The sequence below is a fragment of the Portibacter lacus genome, from assembly GCF_021533215.1.
In the GTDB taxonomy this organism is placed as follows: domain Bacteria; phylum Bacteroidota; class Bacteroidia; order Chitinophagales; family Saprospiraceae; genus Portibacter; species Portibacter lacus.
This window is the reverse complement of record NZ_JAJNKA010000015.1, coordinates 94,258-114,002: the sequence shown is the minus strand read 5'-3', so window position 1 is coordinate 114,002 and position 19,745 is coordinate 94,258. Positions and strand designations below refer to the sequence as shown.

Genomic DNA, 19,745 nt, shown 5'->3' with positions numbered 1-19,745 from the left:
GAACAGGATTAGACGTTACAAAAGTTAAGCATACGTTATACCTTCTTTTATAGATCAATTTTTACCATTTAATTTGGGAGCAATTTCAGCTCCAATTAGTTCTATCGATTTCATCAAAGTTTCGTGATTTGAAATTGCATCCATCTGTAGAGTAATTCTATCTATTCCACCTAAAGCTTCACTATGTCGTAAAATTTTATCAACAATTTCACTTGGCTCGCCTACAAGTAGTGCTCCAGTTAAACCATTCTGAGCATCAAATCCAGCTCTTGAAACTGGTGGAAAACCTCTTTCTCGTCCTATTTTATCAAACATTTCTTTATAACTTGGATAGAAACTAGAAACGGCTTCCTGTCTTGTTTTACCAATATAGCCAACTGAATGCATTCCCACTTTTAATTCAGACTCATCGAATCCAGCTTTTCTACCAGCTTCCTTGTATAAATCCACCAAGGGTCTAAAGCGATGAGTTTCTCCTCCTATTATTGCAACCATTAAAGGCAATCCAAGTTTCCCTGCTCTTTCAAAGGATGAAGGTGTCCCGCCAACACCTACCCAAATAGGCATTTTTTTCTGTTGTGGGCGCGGATAGATTGATTGATTCATTAGTGCCGGTCTAAATTTACCGACCCAGTTAACAACCTCATTATCTCTAATCTCAAGAAGCAGATTCAGTTTCTCTTCAAATAAATCGTTATAGTCATTCAGATTGAAGCCAAATAACGGAAAAGCATCCGTAAAGGAACCTCTCCCTGCTACTATCTCAGCTCTACCGTTCGAAAGCAAGTCAAGTGTAGCATAATTTTGAAATACACGTACAGGATCAGATGCACTTAATACTGTGACAGCACTACCTAACCTAATATTTTTTGTCCTTGCTGCAGCTGAGGCTAGAATCATGGAAGGAGCAGAATCTAAAAAGTCTTTCCTATGATGTTCACCTATTCCAAAATAACTTAAACCTGCTTGATCGGCTAATTCTATTCTCTCTATTAGTTGTCTTAATGACTTAGAACCATTCACACTGTTATTAGGGGAGGCTGCAAAACTGTCTATTCCGATTTCCATCTAATCAATTATATAATTTATTTTAAAATAAGCTAATTAGGTTATTTTGAATTGATTGGCGCTTTTTTACTTCGTCCCCAAGCAATAAACAATGCTAAGGCTATTAAAATCATATTCATTCCAATACTCGAAAATTCACCTCTTGATGCATGAAATCCTGCTGCTAAAATCATAACTAAAGCAAGCCCTAGCGCTGCCCATGTTATTAAAAAAGGCTTGATACGCAAAATTCCAGGTAGCAGAAGTCCTAATCCGCCTAATATTTCACTTATACCTATAAACCTAATTAATCCTAAGGGTGTGGATGTAACCCATGGAAGTGATTCTGCTAATACTTCTAAAGGTTGAGAAGCTTTCATTATGCCTGCCATAATAAACATTAGTGCAAGTAACGCTTGTGCAATCCATAATCCAATGTTAAATGCTTTGATGTTTGTTTGATTTGTCATTTTATTTTTTTTTACTTAATGACACAAAATTCCTGATTTACGATTTCCTGTGCATTGATGTAAATCAAGAACTTCTTAATGTTAGAAAATTTAGACTAAATCAAATCAATTAGATAAAGAAGCAGAATTGAATTATTTCCTTTGGGCAAGTTCATTACGAACACGACTCAACGCTTCAGGTGTAATGCCTAAGTAAGAAGCAATCATTTTTAATGTTACTCTTTGAGGAATTTCAGGATAGGTCTCAATAAAATGTAAATATCGTTCTCGGGCAGTTGAACTCATTAGCATAACAATTCTGTTTTGCATGGAATTTAGCCTTCTTAAGATTGCATCCATGTCTGCTCCTTGTTTTGTTGCTTCTTCTTTAGGAGCAACATTTACAATACTATCTTCTATGGCGTCAATGTATAGCTGACAAGGTACACTGGGTTCACAATTATCTGCAACTAACCAGTTTTCAGGTCCAAACATGTAAATATGTTCTTTACCCTTATCATCGATAGTATAACTACGCAGTAGACCACTTTCTATAATATAAATCTTAGAATTTAAATCACCTTTGCTCTGAAGGAGTTGTCCTTTTAATACTTTTATTGTCTTCAATGTCAATTTTACTTTGCTCTATATTATAGCTCACACTAAAAATATGCGCTAATCCATAAGTATAAAAATTACAATAAACTTAGATAAAATATATATTCTCTAGCTTTTATCAAAATTATATTGAATAGAATTTTCAGACGACTTGAAAGCTTTTACCAAAATTTTATAAATCAATATCTGAGTTTTCAGATATAGAGTGAGCGCACATCACCATAATACTCTATTCAGCACTACCTGATTGTTCTGCTATATACTTAGTTACATTATAAAAGGTGTCTACCCAATAATCTTGTTCATTTTCTTTTAGGTAAATCAACAATTCAAGCAATGCTTCATTGGATACATTTAAGTAACCTCCTCCTACACTATGAAACATGAATGTGGCAATCGTCCCATTTTTTCTGGCCTCTTTCACATAATCAATTAGCTCCTTGCCGGTATGACTTTCTACGCACCAACTAGGCATAAAATGAATGTCTACATTTTCCATAGACTCTGGTATCGGACCATCACTTCTTCCCGCTGCAAATAGTTGCTTCACAACATCTACGATGGATGTATCCCCCTGCACTTTATAATCTGAACAGGTGTAACCATAAGTTCTATCTGACTTTCCATCTACAGCTTTAAGCAAGGTATTCGCGGTGTATAATTCCATTCGCATCTGTTCCAGGGTGTACCGGTTTAAGTCATATTCCGGTTTAACCCAATCAAAACGAGTACCATCACATGGATGAAATAGAGAATGATTTCCAAGTTCATGACCATTTTCAACGATCATTCTCCACTCAGAGATCCGATTGTATAAGGGCTCTTTATTTCCTGGACAATAGAATGTTGCTTTCACATTAAATGAGTCAAGTAAAGGAATGGCATTATCCAGATGAGAATCTTGACCATCGTCGAATGTCAAACAAACCGCGGCTTTCTTACTTTCAGGCCATTTGAAATCCTTATTTAAATCTTGAGCATATGATAATTCAACGGTTCCTAGAAAAACCATAAGATAAATGAATATTCTTTTCATTATTATTTTTTAGGTCAATTTTCCAAATCACTTTTTGATCCTGAAAGGTTACAGGCTATGAAGCAAAAATAGACAAGCGATATCACCTTCCATTTTCTTCGTAAAATAATCATTATTTTAAATGTAATTATATCAACCGCTTTTTGAATATTTAATATAGATTTGAATTCCTATCTATTCTTTTCTAAAAAAGGCTGCCGTGATAGAAAATTGTGCTGTAGAAGATCTTGTATCTTCCTTAGATAAATTAACGCTTAAGCGTTATCTACCCACTCTATTATTTTTCAGTCTATGACTTCCTTTATTTTTACACTTTTCGATAAGTTATTATCGAAGTCAATATTTAGGTAGTAGAATTTCCAACCCAATCCCCACCCTCTCACTCCCATATCATAAGTCCAAATTGACAAAGTATCTAATTCTAATAAGATGTCATCATTAGGCAAGCCTAACTCGGTAGCTATTTGCGCCTTCGTTTTGTTGATTAGCAATTGACTTTCTAGCAAGTCTTCGGACATCTCATGTCTATCTTGTGCATTTTCATGCCAACTCTCCATTTCAAATTTCCGATTCGGATGATATTCATAGACCAGTACATTGAGAAATAACATAAATATGGCTATAGTGAATAGCGGTGCAAGCCCAAGCGCTAAGAGTCCGCTTAATAAGTTATTGGCATTAGTAAGATTGGGAAACACGCGCCTTATGATTTTCCTCACTAGAAAGAAAATGATTACTGCAGTAATTAGGAAGACTAAATATTTCATTCCGGATTAAGTAGGCATTTGTTGGGTTATATCTAGTACAACGAAGTTGCAAATTTATTATTTCTTAATATCCTCCTGATGTTATCGCTTCCCGCGATGACATCAATCTTGCCAGAACAGATCTAACATCGCTAGAAGTGCTGTCAGATCGAGAATGCACTTTCAGATCGATGGAGAGCGTTTCTGATGTTATCGCTTTCCACGATGACATCAATGTTGCCGAAACAGATCTAACATCGCTAGAAGCGCTGTCAGATCGAGAATGCACTTTCAGATCGATAGAGAGCGTTTCTGATGTTATCGCTTCCCGCGATGACATCAATCTTGCTGACTTGCTAGAAACACTTAACAACGATCAAATCGGAACAAAAACAACCATAACTGACCAGCCCACTAAAAACACTAGAAATGGTACAATCAAATAGCCCATCACATCTCTTGCTTGAATCTTAATTCCTAATCCCATAATGGGAAGAATAATCAACAAATAGAATGGCTGTAGGCAATTGGTCAATGTTTCTCCATAAGCAATCGATAGGGCTGACCTTGCAATCATCTGGTTAACTTCCGATTCTGACAATCCCACTCCTATCTCCTTGACCGCATTAATAATACTTGGCCCAATGACAGCAAATTCTCCACCTGCAGAAGGAATCGCAAAATTGACCACTCCCCCACTAAAAAAAGCCATAAGTGGATACGTATCTATCGTTGCAACGGAAACCATCCATCTTGCAAGTTCATCACCTAATCCGGTATGAATCATCATACCCATTATCCCAGCATAAAAGGGAAACTGGAACAGGATTCCCGAAATATTCATGCTTGATCGTTTCATAGCTATCCCATATCGGATCGGCGTTTTATGCAAAAACATCCCCATTATGAGAAAGACAAAAATCATAATATTTAAATTAAGATCTAGTCCATTCGTGCTGAAATGAAAGACGATGTAGGCAAGCCCCATTAATCCGACCATGTATTGTAATATAATACTGCTATTCAGTTTATCTGAGACGGTCATTACACTATGTTTCATACCATCCGCCTCTTCTTTGATCGTGGTAACATCGATTTGATTTTCATCCAATAACATTTCTTCTAGGCCTTGTTCTTCTTTTGGGATCAACAGAAAAAAGAGCAATGGCGCAACTAGTAATGAAAAGAGCATTACCGATATATTCAAGATCGATCCGAGCGTCGAAGATGTGGAAATGGTAGTGGTTAAAATTCCTGCTTCTATCAGATAATTATTTTCTGTATTCAGCAACAAGGGAATAGAACTAGAAAATCCATTTACCCAAAATATTCCAGAGAAATACACACACGCTATGAGATATGGATAGTTAAGACCTTTAATTCGCATGGCTAACGTTCTAGCCAAGACAGCCGTTATAACGATCCAGCCCCAACTAATGGCCGATAGCATCATCCCTACAATTAGGATGAAGGGATATACTTGTTTCGGTGTATAAATGAATTGGGTCAACTTGTTAATCAACTTCTTCACGATAGGCGATAGTGCAATACAATATCCCGTCACCAGAATGAGAATCATTTGCATACTGAATTCTAAGAGCATCCAGAAACCTTTGTACCAAGCCTGAATAACTTGCATGATGGTGGACTCGGTCCATACTACTGCGATGCCCCCAACAATAATTGTTAAAACCAGTGCAAAGACAAATGCATCGGGCATGTACTTTTTAAATATCTCGGTGAATTTTGCACCTAGCGCCTTAATCATAATAGGGTTATTTAGTTTTTTGGTAGACCCAAGTCAGACTTGGATCCATAGCATGATACAATTTGTTGATTAAGGCCTTCTTCAGACACACTAAGCCACCTCCATATCGATTATGCTATCTATAAATGTTTTATTGGTTATGCATTTACCTGAAAAAGAAGAATAAATATCCAGCTGTCTAGATAAAATCCTCCCTAGCCCGTTCCGTTTATTCTTCAATCTGGTACAAATTAAAAAATACTGAGCTCAATAAAAATACTAAATTTTATCAACTTAAATGTTAAGCTTAACGTTTCCCATTAGATACCTATTAACATCAATATCAGAACATCAATTGCACAACCTTTCCAGCCGCGAATGATTAAGGATAAAGCAGATAATTTAAACGCATGGACTTGTACTGTGACAGTTCTGGTTCCCAACTTTCTCTGATTTCGCGTTCCGAAGCTCCGTTTTTGATTTGATCTCTAAAAAGGCCAGACCCGATCAATTTTTCGATCACACCCATCTGATTGCTCAAACTAGAATCAAAGAATTTTTCCTTATTGGGATGTGCGTTATAAAGCTCAATAATCCAGGATAAGTTGATCTGCTTTTTCTCTTTTATTTTATCGATGTCAATATTTCTAAGGTCAATTCCATAGCAGACTTCATCCATAAAAAGCGGAGTTTCAGCCATTCCCTTTATTCCATGTGGTGTAAAGCTAAATTCGTAACTGTCCTTAAGATCTGGACTTCCCAAAATCGTAAATGGGGAATAGGTTCCGCGACCATGGTTCAAGTAAGTGCCTTCGAACATGCAGGTGGACGGATAAAGCAAAACGGATAATTGTGTATTCAGATTAGGAGAAGGACTTACCGGTAATTCGTAAGGCATATCATGGTCGTAGTTCAGAACTGGAATAACTTCGATATTACACTTTACTCCATTGGTAAGCCATCCTTCTCCATTTGCCATCATAGCAAACTCGCCAACGGTCAGTCCATGTGACATCGGAAGAGGAAACATCCCAATCCCTGATTTATACTTCATATCGAGTATGGGACCATCTATCAAATATCCATTCGGGTTAGGGCGATCTAAAATAATGAGCTTTTTATCATTTTCGTGACAAGCTTCCATCAGCCTTACCAAGGCATTGATATTGGTGTAAAATCTAACCCCGACATCTTGTAGATCATAGATAACTACATCCACATCTGCTAAATCTTCTTTGCTTGGTTTCCTCTTTTTACCATATAAGGAGATAATCGGTATTCCAGTGGCCTCATCTATTTCATCATTTACTTTTACGCCTGCACTGGCATTGCCTCGAAAACCGTGTTCTGGACCAAATACCTTTACGATTTTTACATCTAGCTTAAGTAAACTATCGACTAAATGATGCTTTCCGATTACAGTGGTAGGATTTGCCATAATGGCAACTCTTTTGCCTTCTAAAAGTGGCAAGTACTGGTCAGTTCTTTCCGCCCCCGTAATAATGGAAGCCTGAGGTTCTATTGATATTTCTGGTCTCTGAGCACAGGAAGTCGATAGCATAAAAACCAGCAACAGCAATGTTATAAATATCGATTTGTTTTTAGTGTAGTTATGGCGCATTAATTCAAGTAATTAGGTGTGTTCGAAAAAGTTAATTTGTTGATACATTTTGAAGAATCGTATAGGCTACTCCAATGCTAAAATCGTAAAGCACGACGGTATCACTGTAAAAGTTCGTAAGATAGCTTCTTTGGATTCCATACTTTAGAGCAAGTTTTTTACTCAGTTTATGTGTAATATCGAATCCCACTTTTAGTCCTAGTAAATCAGTTGTCCCAAGCTCAACTTCAATTTCTTCTCTTGTTCCTAAGTTGTCAATTTCCCATGTGTAAGCACTTTTACGAAAGTAGGCTCCATCTAGTCCAATAAATGGAGAAATTCTTAACTTTTCGCTATTGTATACGTGAAAATATAATGGAAAACTAACTGATACAATCTGTGACTTTTCACCTCTAAAATCAGTCGCTTTTGAGGTAGATTGGTGCGTTCCAAAATTATTTGTAACGGTGTAATCTTGGTTATTAATATTGAAATACGAAAGTTGAGCCCCTAACCCTAACCATCTCCAATGATATGCAATTTCTAGAGAGGTGTTAAATCCTGGTAGATAAGGAGAATTACTTAGATTATCTCGAGTCGTTCGTGGAAGATTAACGCCCATATCAAGCGTCATTTCCAGAGGATTTTGTGCTATAACTCCCGGTAATCCAAGTGTTAAGAACAAGAAAACGAGGAAACCTTTCAGTCCTAGATGTTTCTGATATCGAGCTACATAATGATCCTTATGTATTCTTTTCATGCTGTTAAAATACATAAAAATGATAAAATCCTTCTCAATCAACACTACTTGCTCCTTTAAATAGAGATCCAAACATATACCCCGATCAACTCTTTCTGCTCTGTTTTTCTTTCATTCTTATTCTAAATTACGCGTTATAGTTCTCAATTAAAAGATAGCCTATCACTTCTGTTTAGCATACCATGCGTTGTATTCCTTTTGCAATTCCTTCACCTTTTCTGGATATTGTTGAGCAGAATTCTCCAGTTCACGAGGATGATCTAAAATATTTACTAAGAACAAGGAATCACTTTCTGCAATGGCCGTCTTTTGAGTAGGATCTCTTGGATTTTTTAAAAGTTTCCAGTCCCCTTTTCTAACTGCCCAACGATCTTTGCCGCTATACCACCAGAAAACATCATGCGCAGTCGGTGTATTTTCCGTGATAACATTCTTTATGCTCTTCCCTTCGTATGTATCCTCCTTGTATGAAATATCAGCCAAATCAAGAATGGTTGGAAACCAATCCACATTCACACAAAGTTGGTCTCGAACTACTTTTTGAGGTAGCGCCGTCGGATAACTGATGATGGCAGGAACACGAATTCCACCTTCGAAAAGTGAAAACTTGGCACCGCGATAAATACCCGAACTTCCGCCTCCACCAAATGTTCTGTCCTCCACAGAATGGCCATGATCAGACTGAAAAATAATAATTGTATTGTCCCTTAAGTGAAGCGATTCCAGTTTTGCTAACAACTCCCCTATCCGCTCATCGACTGTTGATACTGCAGCAGCATACTTGTCACGAGGACTTTCCATATCTTTATAATGTTCTCGCCACTTGTCCGTCCCTTGCAAAGGATAATGAGGTAGATTGATGGCATAATACAGGAAGAATGAAGTGTCTTTATTTTGCTCTAAAAATGAATTCGCTTTGTCCGACATTAAGTCTTGAAAATACTCACCATCCATCCAGACTTCCTCGCTGTTTTCCCATAAATCATGCTTATTCGGTCCATTCCAATAAAAGAAATGCGAGTAATTATCTATGCACCCGCCCATGTGACCGAACGAATAATCAAAGCCTTGACCATTAGGCATTGTTTCCGGCGTATAACCTAAGTGCCACTTTCCTACATGCCCTGTAAAATAACCATGCTCTTTTAATTTTTCCGCAATGGTAACTTGTTCAGCAGGCAATCCTTTACCTCCCTTTTGTGAAGATGCGTTCCCAGGTAGTCCAGCGGCAAGTGGTGTTTTCCCAGTCAGCAAAGCAGCTCTGGAAGGAGAACAAACGGGAGCAGCCGCATAAAATTGAGTAAATCTTACGCCTGTCTCTGCCAGCTCATCAATATTGGGCGTGTACAAATCTTTAGCACCGAAGCAATTCGCATCGATAGTTCCTTGATCATCCGTGTAAATAATGATAACATTCGGTTTTCTGTTTTCATTTTGGAACGCTTGGCCTGGTGCTAGGAATAAGTAGAGCATCCCGATCTTAATGATGAATCCCCAGATTATAAATGTCAATTTTTTCATGTTCATATTCGTGTTATCGCTGTATTATGGGTGTTAACGCTATTATCATTTCCTTATAAAAATAGAAAGCTAGCATTCGATTTTCCAAAGTAATTAATTATTCTGAAGTTAGGAAAATCACAAATTGGCCTTTATCAATTCAACCAGTTCATTCCCACTCGGTCTCGGTGCATCATCATCTATGATAACGCCTTGTTTATCAAACAATAAGTATCTAGGAATAGTCTCTATCTCATAAACTTTATAGAGGTTAGATTTCTCCCAGTTACTAATGAAATAATTGCTTTCGTCCTTTGATAGATTCTCTAATTCTGAAGCCCTTTCCCAAGCAGAATAATTCTTATCAATTGAAATCTCGATGACTTTAAATTCGGTGCTGTTAAATTTTGATTTTAAATCTTCTAAAAAGGGCATTTCTTTTCGGCAAGGTGCACACCAACTTGCCCAGAAATCTACAAGTACTACTTTACCTTTCTGCTTTGAAAGTATCTCTTCAAATGTGTATTCATTATCACTTACAAGATTGGTCAAAACACCTTCATTTCTATTCGATCTGTTCATCTTTTCACTATTGATTTTTTCCTTATTCAATAGCGAGCGCCACTTATTGCCAAGTGCTTCATTCGTATTCATTTCATCAAACTTCTTGTGATACACCTTTAATTTTGATTTCTCAACGAAATATATACTCTTAAGATAAGAATCTAGTAAAGCTAGTTTAGTTTCATGGTTTAGAAAGGTCTCCTGTTCATTAACAAAATCGAACTGGGTAGAATTTAGTACAGTTCTTTGTGTATTGAAATATTTGTAAAGAATTAATCCTCTCAAATAACTAATGTACAAACTGTTTCCTAATAGATTTATATCATTCAAATCTAGGTCTAAATCTTCAATAATTATTTCCTTATTTTCCAATTTAGCTGCTCTGATTTTAGAAGTTTCATATGTCAACTTTTGGTTTAGTTCGGTACTTTTGTGAAATGTACTTGAAATAAGATGGTTTGATTTTAGGCTATCTAGTAAGTGCAATGAATTGAGAACCACCTCTTCTGCTTCGTATTTATTTTTTCGAAAATCCCCTGCAGCATCAATTACAATTGCCTTTTCAGCGATATTCTTTTTATACAATAAATAACCAAAATTGAGTTCATCCCATGTTCTATCGCTATTCGAAATGCTAAATATTGGATAGTTTATCTCCTTCGTTGGATTGATTTTAATTTTCTGTATGTCAATGAGTAGGCTATCTCCTTTCTCGAGATTTAACTGATAAGAGAACGATTCCCATGGGTTTCCACCTCTGATACTAATGGATTGTTCTGTTGGAATAACAACTGACATTTTATCCACTTTCTTTCCGAGATATAACATATCTGGTTTGTCCTGCATTTCATCAAGGAAAAGGTTGGTAAAAAAAGAATTGACCGTGTCATTAACACTTATCACGACTTCATTTCTTCTGTCTATCGTTTCTACTTCAGGAATGAGGATATCTGTCGACATCTCTTTTTCATGCTCTTCTTTGCAATTACATAAGATTACTAGGAATATTAAAAGCAGTATGTTTTTCATTGGTTTCCTCATGGTTTGTCGTTTGCAATTAATATTGCTTTAGCAAATCTAATATCTTTAATGATATATCCACCTTGGACCTTGTACTTTTGTGCGAAACTCTATTCTTACTCAGACTGAAGCCCTAGCTCCATTATTCTAGTTTCCTCCTAATTCTTCCAACTTTTTTGTCGAATATCTTGAAACATCTTCTGATTAAGCTTCTTTTATATAGTGAAAGCCATAAGGCCCTATAGATCAATTGATTTCATTCGAATTTGGGGTTTTTCTAGCAATTAGCAATGATGACTTTGATCTCAATAAAATTTAATTTATTTTTGAAAAACCTTAACAATCCAAATAGAATAATATGTACAAGCCTAAGAATATTACCTTTCTCTTTCTTTTATTTTTTAGCCTGACTTCATGTAATAAAGATGATGTTATGATGCCGGACCCTGGAGAAATGGACCCTGTTGTTCAGGAAGATATCACCGCTGTTGATAATCGTGTGCAATCATTTATGGAAAAATATAACATTACAGGAGCCTCAATTGCGGTTAGTAAAAATGAAAAAATGGTCTACACTAAGGGTTACGGAATGGCAAATGTTTCGAAGTCAGAATTGGTAACACCAGAACACGTTTTCAGAGTTGCTAGTATTAGTAAAATGTTTACAGGCGTAGCAATATTGAGATTGGTAGAAGATGGAAAACTAAATTTGGACGACAAAGTTTTTGGACCATCTGGAATATTAGGCAATAAGTTTGGAACGGCAACATTAACGGACCAAGAATTGGAGATTACGGTCGATCATTTATTACATAATTCTTTTGGTGGGTGGGGTGTTGCTTCAGGAGGTGATCCTATAGATTATTTTCCTTCATACAATAATGATGAATTTATTGAATATCTGCTCAATGAATGGGATTTAGTCTATCCTATTGAAGATACTTATGTTTATTCTAATACAGGTTATTGGTTGTTGGCACGGATAGTTGAAAAAGTGACTGAAGAGTCATTCTCAAATTTCGTGAAGAATATTTTTAATCCTACGGGAATTTCTTCACTCCATTATACAAAATTCACTCGTGAAGATCGCCAAGCAAAAGAAGTAGAATACTACGGTCAAGATGGGGAAGAAGATTATGTGTATAAGATTTCTTCACGCCGAGATGGAGATGGTGGCGTGGTTATCTCTGCACCTGATTTATTAAGAGCAGTTTGTGCATTGGATAAATTACCACTTCGTGAAAATGTATTATCTGACAATACCATCGAATTGCTTAGAGGTAATGGACCTTTATCACCAAATTGGGGCCGAGGAATAGGTTTTTGGAATGAACAACAATTTTGGTGGACAACTGGTGCATTGCCAGCGACTAGATCATGGTTAATTAGCAGATATGATGGTCTGAGTGTTGTTATGATTTTGAACTCTAAGTCTAATGATTCATCTTTTGACATCGATTTCAATAACACCATCTCTGCCATTGCAAATGATGCGACAATACCATGGAAAAACGGGTTGGATCAATTTTAAACAAAAGCTGGTAAAAGACAGTGTGGATTATCGAGGCTTTAAATGCATTGTAAATCCATTGTTTTCTTTTATTTCCAATGTTAACTTAGTGTCGGTTCCTAGCTCTTATTCTTCAATTTTTATAAAATTAAAACAGGATAGAATTAGAGCGGCTCGGCAATCCTTTAAATCATGTGATAGCAATTTGTTCATCTAAATATTTCAAGGGCGCCTAATTCTGAATCTTAAATCTAAGGCTTACCGATCCATGAAAAGGATGGATCTGTAAGCTTGGAGGGCAACGGAAAGATGGCAGAGCCAAGTGGGTAAGATGAGGCTCGGCAATCCTTTGAATCATGTGAAAGCAATTTGTTCATTTAAATATTTCAAGGGCGCCTAATTCTGAATCTTAAATCAAAGGCTTACCGATCCATGAAACGGATGGATCTGTAACCTTGGATGGAAAAGGAAAGATTGCAGAGCCAAGTGGGTAAGGTGAGGCTCGGCAATCCTTTAAATCATGTGAAAGCAATTTGTTCATCCAAATATTTCAAAGGCGCCTAATTCTGAATCTTAAATCTAAGGCTTACCGATCCATGAAATGGATGGATCTGTAAGCTTGGAGGGTAACGGAAAGATGGCAGAGCCAAGTGGGTAAGATGAGGCTCGGCAATCCTTTGAATCATGTGAAAGCAATTTGTTCATCTAAATATTTCAAGGGCACCTAATTGTGAATCTTTAATCAAAGGCTTACCGATCCATGAAAAGGATGGATCTGTAAGCTTGGAGGGTAACGGAAAGATAGCAGAGCCAAGTGGGTAAGATGAGGCTCGGCAATCCTTTAAATCATGTGATAGCAATTTGTTCATCTAAATATTTCAAGGGCGCCTAATTCTGAATCTTAAATCTAAGGCTTACCGATCCATGAAACGGATGGATCTGTAAGCTTGGAGGGCAACGGAAAGATGGCAGAGCCAAGTGGGTAAGATGCGGCTCGGCAATCCCTTCAATCATGTGAAAGCAATTTGTTCATCTAAATATTTTAAGGCCGCCTAATTCTGAATCTTAAATCAATGGCTTACCGATCCATGAAACGGATGGATCTGTAAGCTTGGAGGGCAACGGAAAGATGGCAGAGCCAAGTGGGTAAGATGAGGCTCGGCAATCCTTAAATTCATCTGAAAGCAATTTGTTCATCCAAATATTTCTAGGGCCCCTAATTCTGAATCTTAAATCTAAGGCTTACCGATCCATGAGATGGATGGATAAAATCTATGAAAATGAGTTTTAGTTCGTTGACATTCTGTGTATTACACTTTACATATTAATATTTTTGTATTTCGATATAAAAGCTTGTAAATTTATATAAACTACTTTCCATATGTTGAAAGGAGCTAAATGTTATAAACCTAATTGTTTTAATCTTCAAGCAGACAAGATGAAGTGCGCCCTAATTACCATACTTTTTTACTTTCTAATATTCAACCAAAGTCTTTTTGGTCAAAATAACAACGTAGGAATCGGTACAAATAGTCCGGATGCTAGTTCCAAATTGGAAATCGAAAGTACTGACCAAGGCCTATTGATTCCTAGGTTATCAAGCGATGCTAGAAAGGCAATAAATTCTCCAGCTCCAGGACTTTTGGTTTATGATACAGATAAAAGGACCATTTACTTATTTGATGGACAGAAATGGTTGCCCTTTGCCTTTGCTACAGATACTGCTTCTTTGCCGCCAACAGAACGAACTACTGGTTCCCTCACTACTTCTTTAGGCTACTCTTTAGCTATAGGTTCAGCGGGCGTTGTTTCGGGCACAGATAATGGACGTGTATTTATGTTTAAAAGCGACAATGGGAATTACACTGAAATTGAAGAAATTATTTCCACTTCTCCTAATCCCGCGCAAGAAAAATTTGGCAAAGATGTAGCTATAGCAGGCGATTGGTTGGCAGTTGGAGCACCAGGAGGGCCTGGTGACACTAGTAAAGTTTATATTTTCGAAAGAGTTGCATCTTCATGGGTTCAAAGACAAATACTAAAAAATAACACTTTTAGCGAGATCAACTCTGGATTTGGATTCTCGGTAGCAATGAGTGGAAATCGATTAGTCATCGGATCTCCATTCAACGATCCATTTTCGAGTGCAGATGAAGGTGTCTTCTTTATATATACGCGAAATTCTACTACTTACGCCCCCATTTTTGCCACTTTTCAACCTGGCGGTGGGAATTTTGCGGCAGGTGATTATTTTGGCTGGGATGTCGACATCGAAGGTGATTACATATTGGTAGGAGCACCTGGTCATAATAACAAAGAAGGAAAAGTATATTTCTACAGAATCATAAATAATAGCTTAACATTAGATTATCAAAGGCCATATAGTACAGTGGATCAGCCTAATGTATACTATGGATATAGTGTGGGTATCGATCCTAACGGGGCAATCATAGGATATCCTGGTGGAATAAACAACTATGGCGGTTATCATATTATTGGAAATTTTAGAAACCCTGCCTTTGGTGATGAATCCGATGAATTTGAACAATATTTCATAACAGGTGAAAGTAATAATAACATTTTCACCGGAGCTAGTGTTTCGATCGATGCAAATCATTTTATTATCGGTATTCCGGATAAGTTAAATTCATTGTTCTCAAGCAGCGAGAATAACCTTGTGAAGTCAAAGGCTAATATCTATTCCTATAATGCAAACCAAACTTCCTTTTATTTAGATTTCGAATTGTTGCAATCCTGGGAATCTGGTGCTAACAACTTAAATGGCATGGGCATTTCAACAGCAGTTTGGAATGGCAGAAATTGTGTTGGACATGATGAAGACAATCGATTTTATATCAAGGATTTTAGAGCAGATTAGTAAGTTTACCGATCCATGAGACGGATGGATCTGTAAACTTGGAGGGCAACGGAAAGATGGCAGAGCAAAGTGGGTAAGATGAGGCTCGGCAATCCTTAAATTCATGTGAAAGCAATTTGTTCATCTAAATATTTCAAGGGCACCTAATTGTGAATCTTTAATCAAAGGCTTACCGATCCATGAAAAGGATGGATCTGTAAGCTTGGAGGGTAACGGAAAGATGGCAGAGCCAAGTGGGTAAGATGAGGCTCGGCAATCCTTAAATTCATGTGAAAGCAATTTGTTCATCCAAATATTTCTAGGGCCCCTAATTCTGAATCTTAAATCTAAGGCTTACCGATCCATGAAACGGATGGATCTATAAGCTTGGAGGGCAACGGAAAGATGGCAGAGCCAAGTGGGATTAGATGAGGCTCGGCAATCCTTAAATTCATCTGAAAGCAATTTGTTCATCTAAATATTTTAAGGCCGCCAAATTCTGAAACTTAAATCAAAGGCTTACCGATCCATGAAACGGATGGATCTGTAAGCTTGGAGGGCAACGGAAAGATTGCAGAGCCAAGTGGGTAGGATGAGGCTCGGCAATCCTTTAAATCATGTGATAGCAATTTGTTCATCTAAATATTTCAAGGGCGCCTAATTCTGAATCTTAAATCAAAGGCTTACCGATCCATGAGACGGATGGATCTGTAAGCTTGGAGGGTAACGGAAAGATGGCAGAGCAAAGTAGGTAAGATGCGGCTCGGCAATCCTTAAATTCATGTGAAAGCAATTTGTTCATCTAATTATTTCAAGGGCGCCTAATTCTGAATCTTAAATCAATGGCTTACCGATCCATGAGAAGGATGGATCTGTAAGCTTGGAAGGCAACGGAAAGATGGCAGAGCCAATCAGGTAAGATGAGGCTCGGCAATCCTTTAAATTCATGTGAAAGCAATTTGTTCATCTAAATATTTCTAGGGCGCCTAATTCTGAATCTTAAATCTAAGGCTTACCGATCCATGAAAAGGAGGGATCTGTAAGCTTGGAGGGCAACGGAAAGATGGCAGAGCCAAGTGGGTAAGATGAGGCTCGGCAATCCTTAAATTCATCTGAAAGCAATTTGTTCATCTAAATATTTTAAGGCCGCCTAATTCTGAATCTTAAATCTAAGGCTTACCGATCCATGAAACGGATGGATCTGTAAGCTTGGAGGGCAACGGAAAGATGGCAGAGCCAAGTGGGTAAGATGAGGCTCGGCAATCCTTTAAATCATGTGAAAGCAAATTGTTCATCCAAATATTTCTAGGGCCCCTAATTCTGAATCTTAAATCAAAGGCTTACCGATCCATGAAAAGGATGGATCTGTAAGCTTGGAGGGCAACGGAAAGATTGCAGAGCCAAGTGGGTAAGGTGAGGCTCGGCAATCCTTTAAATCATGTGATAGCAATTTGTTCATCTAAATATTTCAAGGGCACCTAATTGTGAATCTTTAATCAAAGGCTTACCGATCCATGAAACGGATGGATCTGTAAGCTTGGAGGGCAACGGAAAGATGGCAGAGCCAAGTGGGTAAGATGAGGCGCGGCAATCCTTTAAATCATGTGATAGCAATTTGTTCATCTAAATATTTCAAGGGCGCCTAATTCTGAATCTTAAATCTAAGGTTTACCGATCCATGAAACGGATGGATCTGTAAGCTTGGAGGGCAACGGAAAGATGGCAGAGCCAAGTGGGTAAGATGAGGCTCGGCAATCCTTTAAATCATGTGAAAGCAATTTGTTCATCTAAATATTTCAAGGGCACCTAATTCTGAATTCTTGCTGTTGGGGCACATATATCAATCGAAGAATGAAATGAAATTTATCTATTCCTATTTTAATATCCATTAACTCCTTCCCTACCTATATTCTTAAGCCTTTCCATATCAACCAAAATGCCAATACCATTTCTTGAATGACCAATGGGATTGATAACACGCCATAGGACATGGAGACCACCTCGATTAATTCAAACAACAATAAGAAGCTTGCGATCATGATTAAGAGATTCCCTATTATTCCCCAAACCGACAACCACCTAGGAACAAGTTTGCCCTTAAGGAAAATAGAATACATCAACAAATTACCCATTCCAGTTGCCAGTATTACGCCTAAATGATTGGCCAAATCACGCGATAGTTTCAACATTTCACCGATGGTTTCATAAAAGGTTAAGTCAGGATGCGATTGTGCCAAGAATTTTTGACTTAAGAGGATAAACATTGGCAATAAAATAACGCCAAGCAACTGAAAGACACCTGCCATGATCCGAAATCCCACAAAGCCAATAGATCGCGATGGATTATACGTCTTTAAAACTGGATAAAGGACCAATGAAAAACCTATATAAATCGGAACCAATAGAAACTGGAAAAATGCTCCTGTCAGCACTTGAATTCTATTCGGATAAACTAAGGTGAGATAGTTTTCACCTTCTACTGATGCAACGATGCTTAATAGGCCTGAAAGGATACCAAGGACGATTAGGATACCAGCGATTCTGGCTGTTCTTCGGATTGAATTTAGGTTATTTTCCATACCTACAAAAGTAAACAGCGTTTCCTTAGAATCCCTTGACTAAAGTTAAGAACTCACTTTCCTACTCCTTATTCTTTTCTTAATCCGACTTAATGATTCAGGCTTTATTCCCAAGTAACTTGCTATCTGTTGTTGAGCAACCCTTTGAATCAAGTCCGGTCTCGTGCTTAACAAGTTCAGATATCGTTCTTCTGGTGTGGAGGTCTTAAACGATGTAAAGGATTCCTGTCGCTCTTTCATGACGACCTCCGCAATGACCAATGACAAGGAAGCTAAAGATGGGTATTTTCGAAAGGTTTCTTTTTCCAATTCAGGATTACCGACACTGACCACCACATCTTCTAGACATTCTAAGTAGTGATCTGATGGGATTGACTTCCCGTAACTTGCAGGTGAAACGACTTGCTCCTCTGTATAAAACTCAATCGTTATTTCTTCCCCATCTTTTAGCAAATAACTTCTTATACACCCTTTTAAGATGAAGTAACATTCATGAGCGATACTTCCTTCTTTCAGTAAAATGCTGCCTTTGGGATAGCTTTGAAAATAGGTACTTTCTGTAATTGCACGCACTAACTCTTCAGTGATTGTTGTGTATTTTGAAAGGTAGTTAAAAATTTCCTGCTCCATAAATTTTACTTCGATGATCCGTGCTGAGCCTAATGCGATCCTAAGTTTAGCTTACTCGATGTGTCATCTCTTGGATTCCCTACAATCTAAGCAAGCGCTTCATCTCTTTTCTTGCCGCTCTATAATTCAAGTGTAAAAACTACAATATCTCTATCTCTGTCTTTTCCAATGATCGTCGTATCATCCCGATGATCATAGGCAACACTTTGTCCACCGTAAACGAGTCCTGTCCAAGGCCCTTTAGAAATTCGTCCTATTAAATCAGTTCCTACAACTGGACAATCTATTACCTTCGAGGCATTTTTAACAACCTTTTCCAATTCCTTCCCGTGTTCAGGCCAATCTTTTTCGGGAGCAGCCCAGCCATATGGAATCAGCATTAAGTCTGGCGCCTTCATTTTCATGCTGTCTAGTAAGTTATTCATAAACGAATCTGCACAAATAAGCATTCCGATGGTTCCAAATTTAGTTTCGACTACATTAAGGTCCTCTCCTATCGAATAGGGCGGCGTCATTAATTCAGGAAGGACATTAAATTTTCGATGCTTCAGTATGATATGACCGGTATCATCGATCAATATGGCCGAATCGTATAATTGATCACCATCTTTTTCATCCAATCCGATACAGATGAATACTTCATATTTCTTAGCCAATTCGCACAAGCGTCGACTATCATTGCCCGGAATAGGATCCGCCAATTGATGAGCATCCGGATTTTGCCAACCTAGAATCGCCGATTCAGGAAAAACAACGATGTCTACTTCCTGCTTACTTGCATCTATTAGCGCATTTTCAATTCTGACAAAGTTTCCTGTTCTATCTCCATCGATGCATAAGATTTGTGCCATCGCGATTTTCACTTCCTTTTTTTGTTTAATGGTTAATGGGCTGCCTATCATTATAGAGGATATGAAAAATGATATTATAGAAAGTAAAAAATGCTTCTTCATCATGTTTGCTTTTCAGTTATCGTAAAGATCTATCTTTTCTTGTGTTATATGGCTAGTAAGATAATTGATTTGTCATTCCTAAGGAACATTTTCCGCCTTTTTATTCAAGTTAACGATAGATCGCGACCT

General features: G+C 37.5%; 21 protein-coding genes. 2 read left to right on the top strand and 19 right to left on the bottom strand.

Annotated features, from left to right (window positions below; translation table 11 throughout):
• Positions 1 to 54: 54 nt before the first annotated feature.
• From L2586_RS20870 to L2586_RS20820, 11 genes are all read right to left on the bottom strand, one after another.
• Positions 55 to 1,068 (bottom strand): LLM class flavin-dependent oxidoreductase, encoded by a 1,014-nt coding sequence (locus L2586_RS20870; RefSeq protein ID WP_235294898.1) that lies wholly within the window; start codon positions 1,066 to 1,068, stop codon positions 55 to 57.
• A gap of 41 nt (positions 1,069 to 1,109) precedes the next feature.
• Positions 1,110 to 1,517, bottom strand: a complete 408-nt coding sequence (locus L2586_RS20865; RefSeq protein WP_235294897.1) for a DoxX family protein — start codon at positions 1,515 to 1,517, stop codon at positions 1,110 to 1,112.
• Positions 1,518 to 1,649: 132 nt separating this feature from the next.
• A complete protein-coding gene (locus L2586_RS20860; RefSeq protein WP_235294896.1) occupies positions 1,650 to 2,129 on the bottom strand; it encodes a Crp/Fnr family transcriptional regulator in 480 nt (159 codons plus the stop codon).
• A gap of 214 nt (positions 2,130 to 2,343) precedes the next feature.
• Positions 2,344 to 3,150 carry a polysaccharide deacetylase family protein gene (locus tag L2586_RS20855; protein WP_235294895.1) on the bottom strand — a complete coding sequence of 269 codons (807 nt, stop codon included), beginning with the start codon at positions 3,148 to 3,150 and terminating at the stop codon, positions 2,344 to 2,346.
• Positions 3,151 to 3,434: 284 nt separating this feature from the next.
• Positions 3,435 to 3,917 (bottom strand): hypothetical protein, encoded by a 483-nt coding sequence (locus tag L2586_RS20850; RefSeq protein ID WP_235294894.1) that lies wholly within the window; start codon positions 3,915 to 3,917, stop codon positions 3,435 to 3,437.
• Between the two features lie 64 nt (positions 3,918 to 3,981).
• Positions 3,982 to 4,236 (bottom strand): hypothetical protein, encoded by a 255-nt coding sequence (locus L2586_RS20845; RefSeq protein ID WP_235294893.1) that lies wholly within the window; start codon positions 4,234 to 4,236, stop codon positions 3,982 to 3,984.
• 36 nt (positions 4,237 to 4,272) lie between these two features.
• Complete coding sequence (locus tag L2586_RS20840) at positions 4,273 to 5,664, bottom strand: short-chain fatty acid transporter (protein WP_235294892.1); 1,392 nt, start codon at positions 5,662 to 5,664, stop codon at positions 4,273 to 4,275.
• Positions 5,665 to 6,025: 361 nt separating this feature from the next.
• Complete coding sequence (locus L2586_RS20835; RefSeq protein WP_235294891.1) at positions 6,026 to 7,264, bottom strand: exo-beta-N-acetylmuramidase NamZ family protein; 1,239 nt, start codon at positions 7,262 to 7,264, stop codon at positions 6,026 to 6,028.
• A gap of 31 nt (positions 7,265 to 7,295) precedes the next feature.
• Entirely contained in the window at positions 7,296 to 8,003 is a 708-nt protein-coding gene (locus tag L2586_RS20830; protein WP_235294890.1) for an autotransporter outer membrane beta-barrel domain-containing protein, read from the bottom strand.
• A 162-nt stretch (positions 8,004 to 8,165) separates the two neighbouring features.
• Positions 8,166 to 9,524: a sulfatase family protein gene (locus L2586_RS20825; RefSeq protein ID WP_235294889.1), complete on the bottom strand. Its 1,359-nt coding sequence runs from the start codon at positions 9,522 to 9,524 to the stop codon at positions 8,166 to 8,168.
• Between the two features lie 117 nt (positions 9,525 to 9,641).
• Entirely contained in the window at positions 9,642 to 11,096 is a 1,455-nt protein-coding gene (locus tag L2586_RS20820) for a TlpA family protein disulfide reductase (RefSeq protein WP_235294888.1), read from the bottom strand.
• Positions 11,097 to 11,445: 349 nt separating this feature from the next.
• Here L2586_RS20820 and L2586_RS20815 point away from each other — a divergent pair, with 349 nt between their 5' ends.
• The gene (locus L2586_RS20815; RefSeq protein ID WP_235294887.1) at positions 11,446 to 12,618 is read left to right on the top strand and encodes a serine hydrolase domain-containing protein; all 1,173 of its coding nucleotides are present in this window, start codon (positions 11,446 to 11,448) and stop codon (positions 12,616 to 12,618) included.
• Between the two features lie 388 nt (positions 12,619 to 13,006).
• On the opposite strand, the gene L2586_RS24535 is transcribed toward L2586_RS20815, so the two are convergent.
• Positions 13,007 to 13,138 carry a hypothetical protein gene (locus L2586_RS24535; RefSeq protein WP_262914194.1) on the bottom strand — a complete coding sequence of 44 codons (132 nt, stop codon included), beginning with the start codon at positions 13,136 to 13,138 and terminating at the stop codon, positions 13,007 to 13,009.
• 524 nt (positions 13,139 to 13,662) lie between these two features.
• Positions 13,663 to 13,794: a hypothetical protein gene (locus L2586_RS24530; RefSeq protein ID WP_262914193.1), complete on the bottom strand. Its 132-nt coding sequence runs from the start codon at positions 13,792 to 13,794 to the stop codon at positions 13,663 to 13,665.
• A 241-nt stretch (positions 13,795 to 14,035) separates the two neighbouring features.
• Between L2586_RS24530 and L2586_RS20810 the strand changes: the two genes are divergently transcribed.
• Positions 14,036 to 15,475, top strand: coding sequence for an FG-GAP repeat protein (locus tag L2586_RS20810; RefSeq protein WP_235294886.1), 1,440 nt, complete (start codon positions 14,036 to 14,038; stop codon positions 15,473 to 15,475).
• Between the two features lie 120 nt (positions 15,476 to 15,595).
• Here the strand turns inward: L2586_RS20810 and L2586_RS20805 are convergent, their stop codons facing one another.
• The 6 genes from L2586_RS20805 to L2586_RS20785 form a co-directional block, all read right to left on the bottom strand.
• Positions 15,596 to 15,763 carry a hypothetical protein gene (locus tag L2586_RS20805; protein ID WP_235294885.1) on the bottom strand — a complete coding sequence of 56 codons (168 nt, stop codon included), beginning with the start codon at positions 15,761 to 15,763 and terminating at the stop codon, positions 15,596 to 15,598.
• Positions 15,764 to 16,459: 696 nt separating this feature from the next.
• Positions 16,460 to 16,585 carry a hypothetical protein gene (locus L2586_RS24525; RefSeq protein ID WP_262914192.1) on the bottom strand — a complete coding sequence of 42 codons (126 nt, stop codon included), beginning with the start codon at positions 16,583 to 16,585 and terminating at the stop codon, positions 16,460 to 16,462.
• A 324-nt stretch (positions 16,586 to 16,909) separates the two neighbouring features.
• Positions 16,910 to 17,077, bottom strand: a complete 168-nt coding sequence (locus L2586_RS20800) for a hypothetical protein (RefSeq protein ID WP_235294884.1) — start codon at positions 17,075 to 17,077, stop codon at positions 16,910 to 16,912.
• 281 nt (positions 17,078 to 17,358) lie between these two features.
• Entirely contained in the window at positions 17,359 to 18,033 is a 675-nt protein-coding gene (locus L2586_RS20795; protein WP_235294883.1) for a DUF4386 domain-containing protein, read from the bottom strand.
• A 45-nt stretch (positions 18,034 to 18,078) separates the two neighbouring features.
• The gene (locus L2586_RS20790; protein WP_235294882.1) at positions 18,079 to 18,663 is read right to left on the bottom strand and encodes a Crp/Fnr family transcriptional regulator; all 585 of its coding nucleotides are present in this window, start codon (positions 18,661 to 18,663) and stop codon (positions 18,079 to 18,081) included.
• A 119-nt stretch (positions 18,664 to 18,782) separates the two neighbouring features.
• The gene (locus tag L2586_RS20785; protein ID WP_235294881.1) at positions 18,783 to 19,616 is read right to left on the bottom strand and encodes a carbon-nitrogen hydrolase family protein; all 834 of its coding nucleotides are present in this window, start codon (positions 19,614 to 19,616) and stop codon (positions 18,783 to 18,785) included.
• Positions 19,617 to 19,745 lie beyond the last annotated feature (129 nt).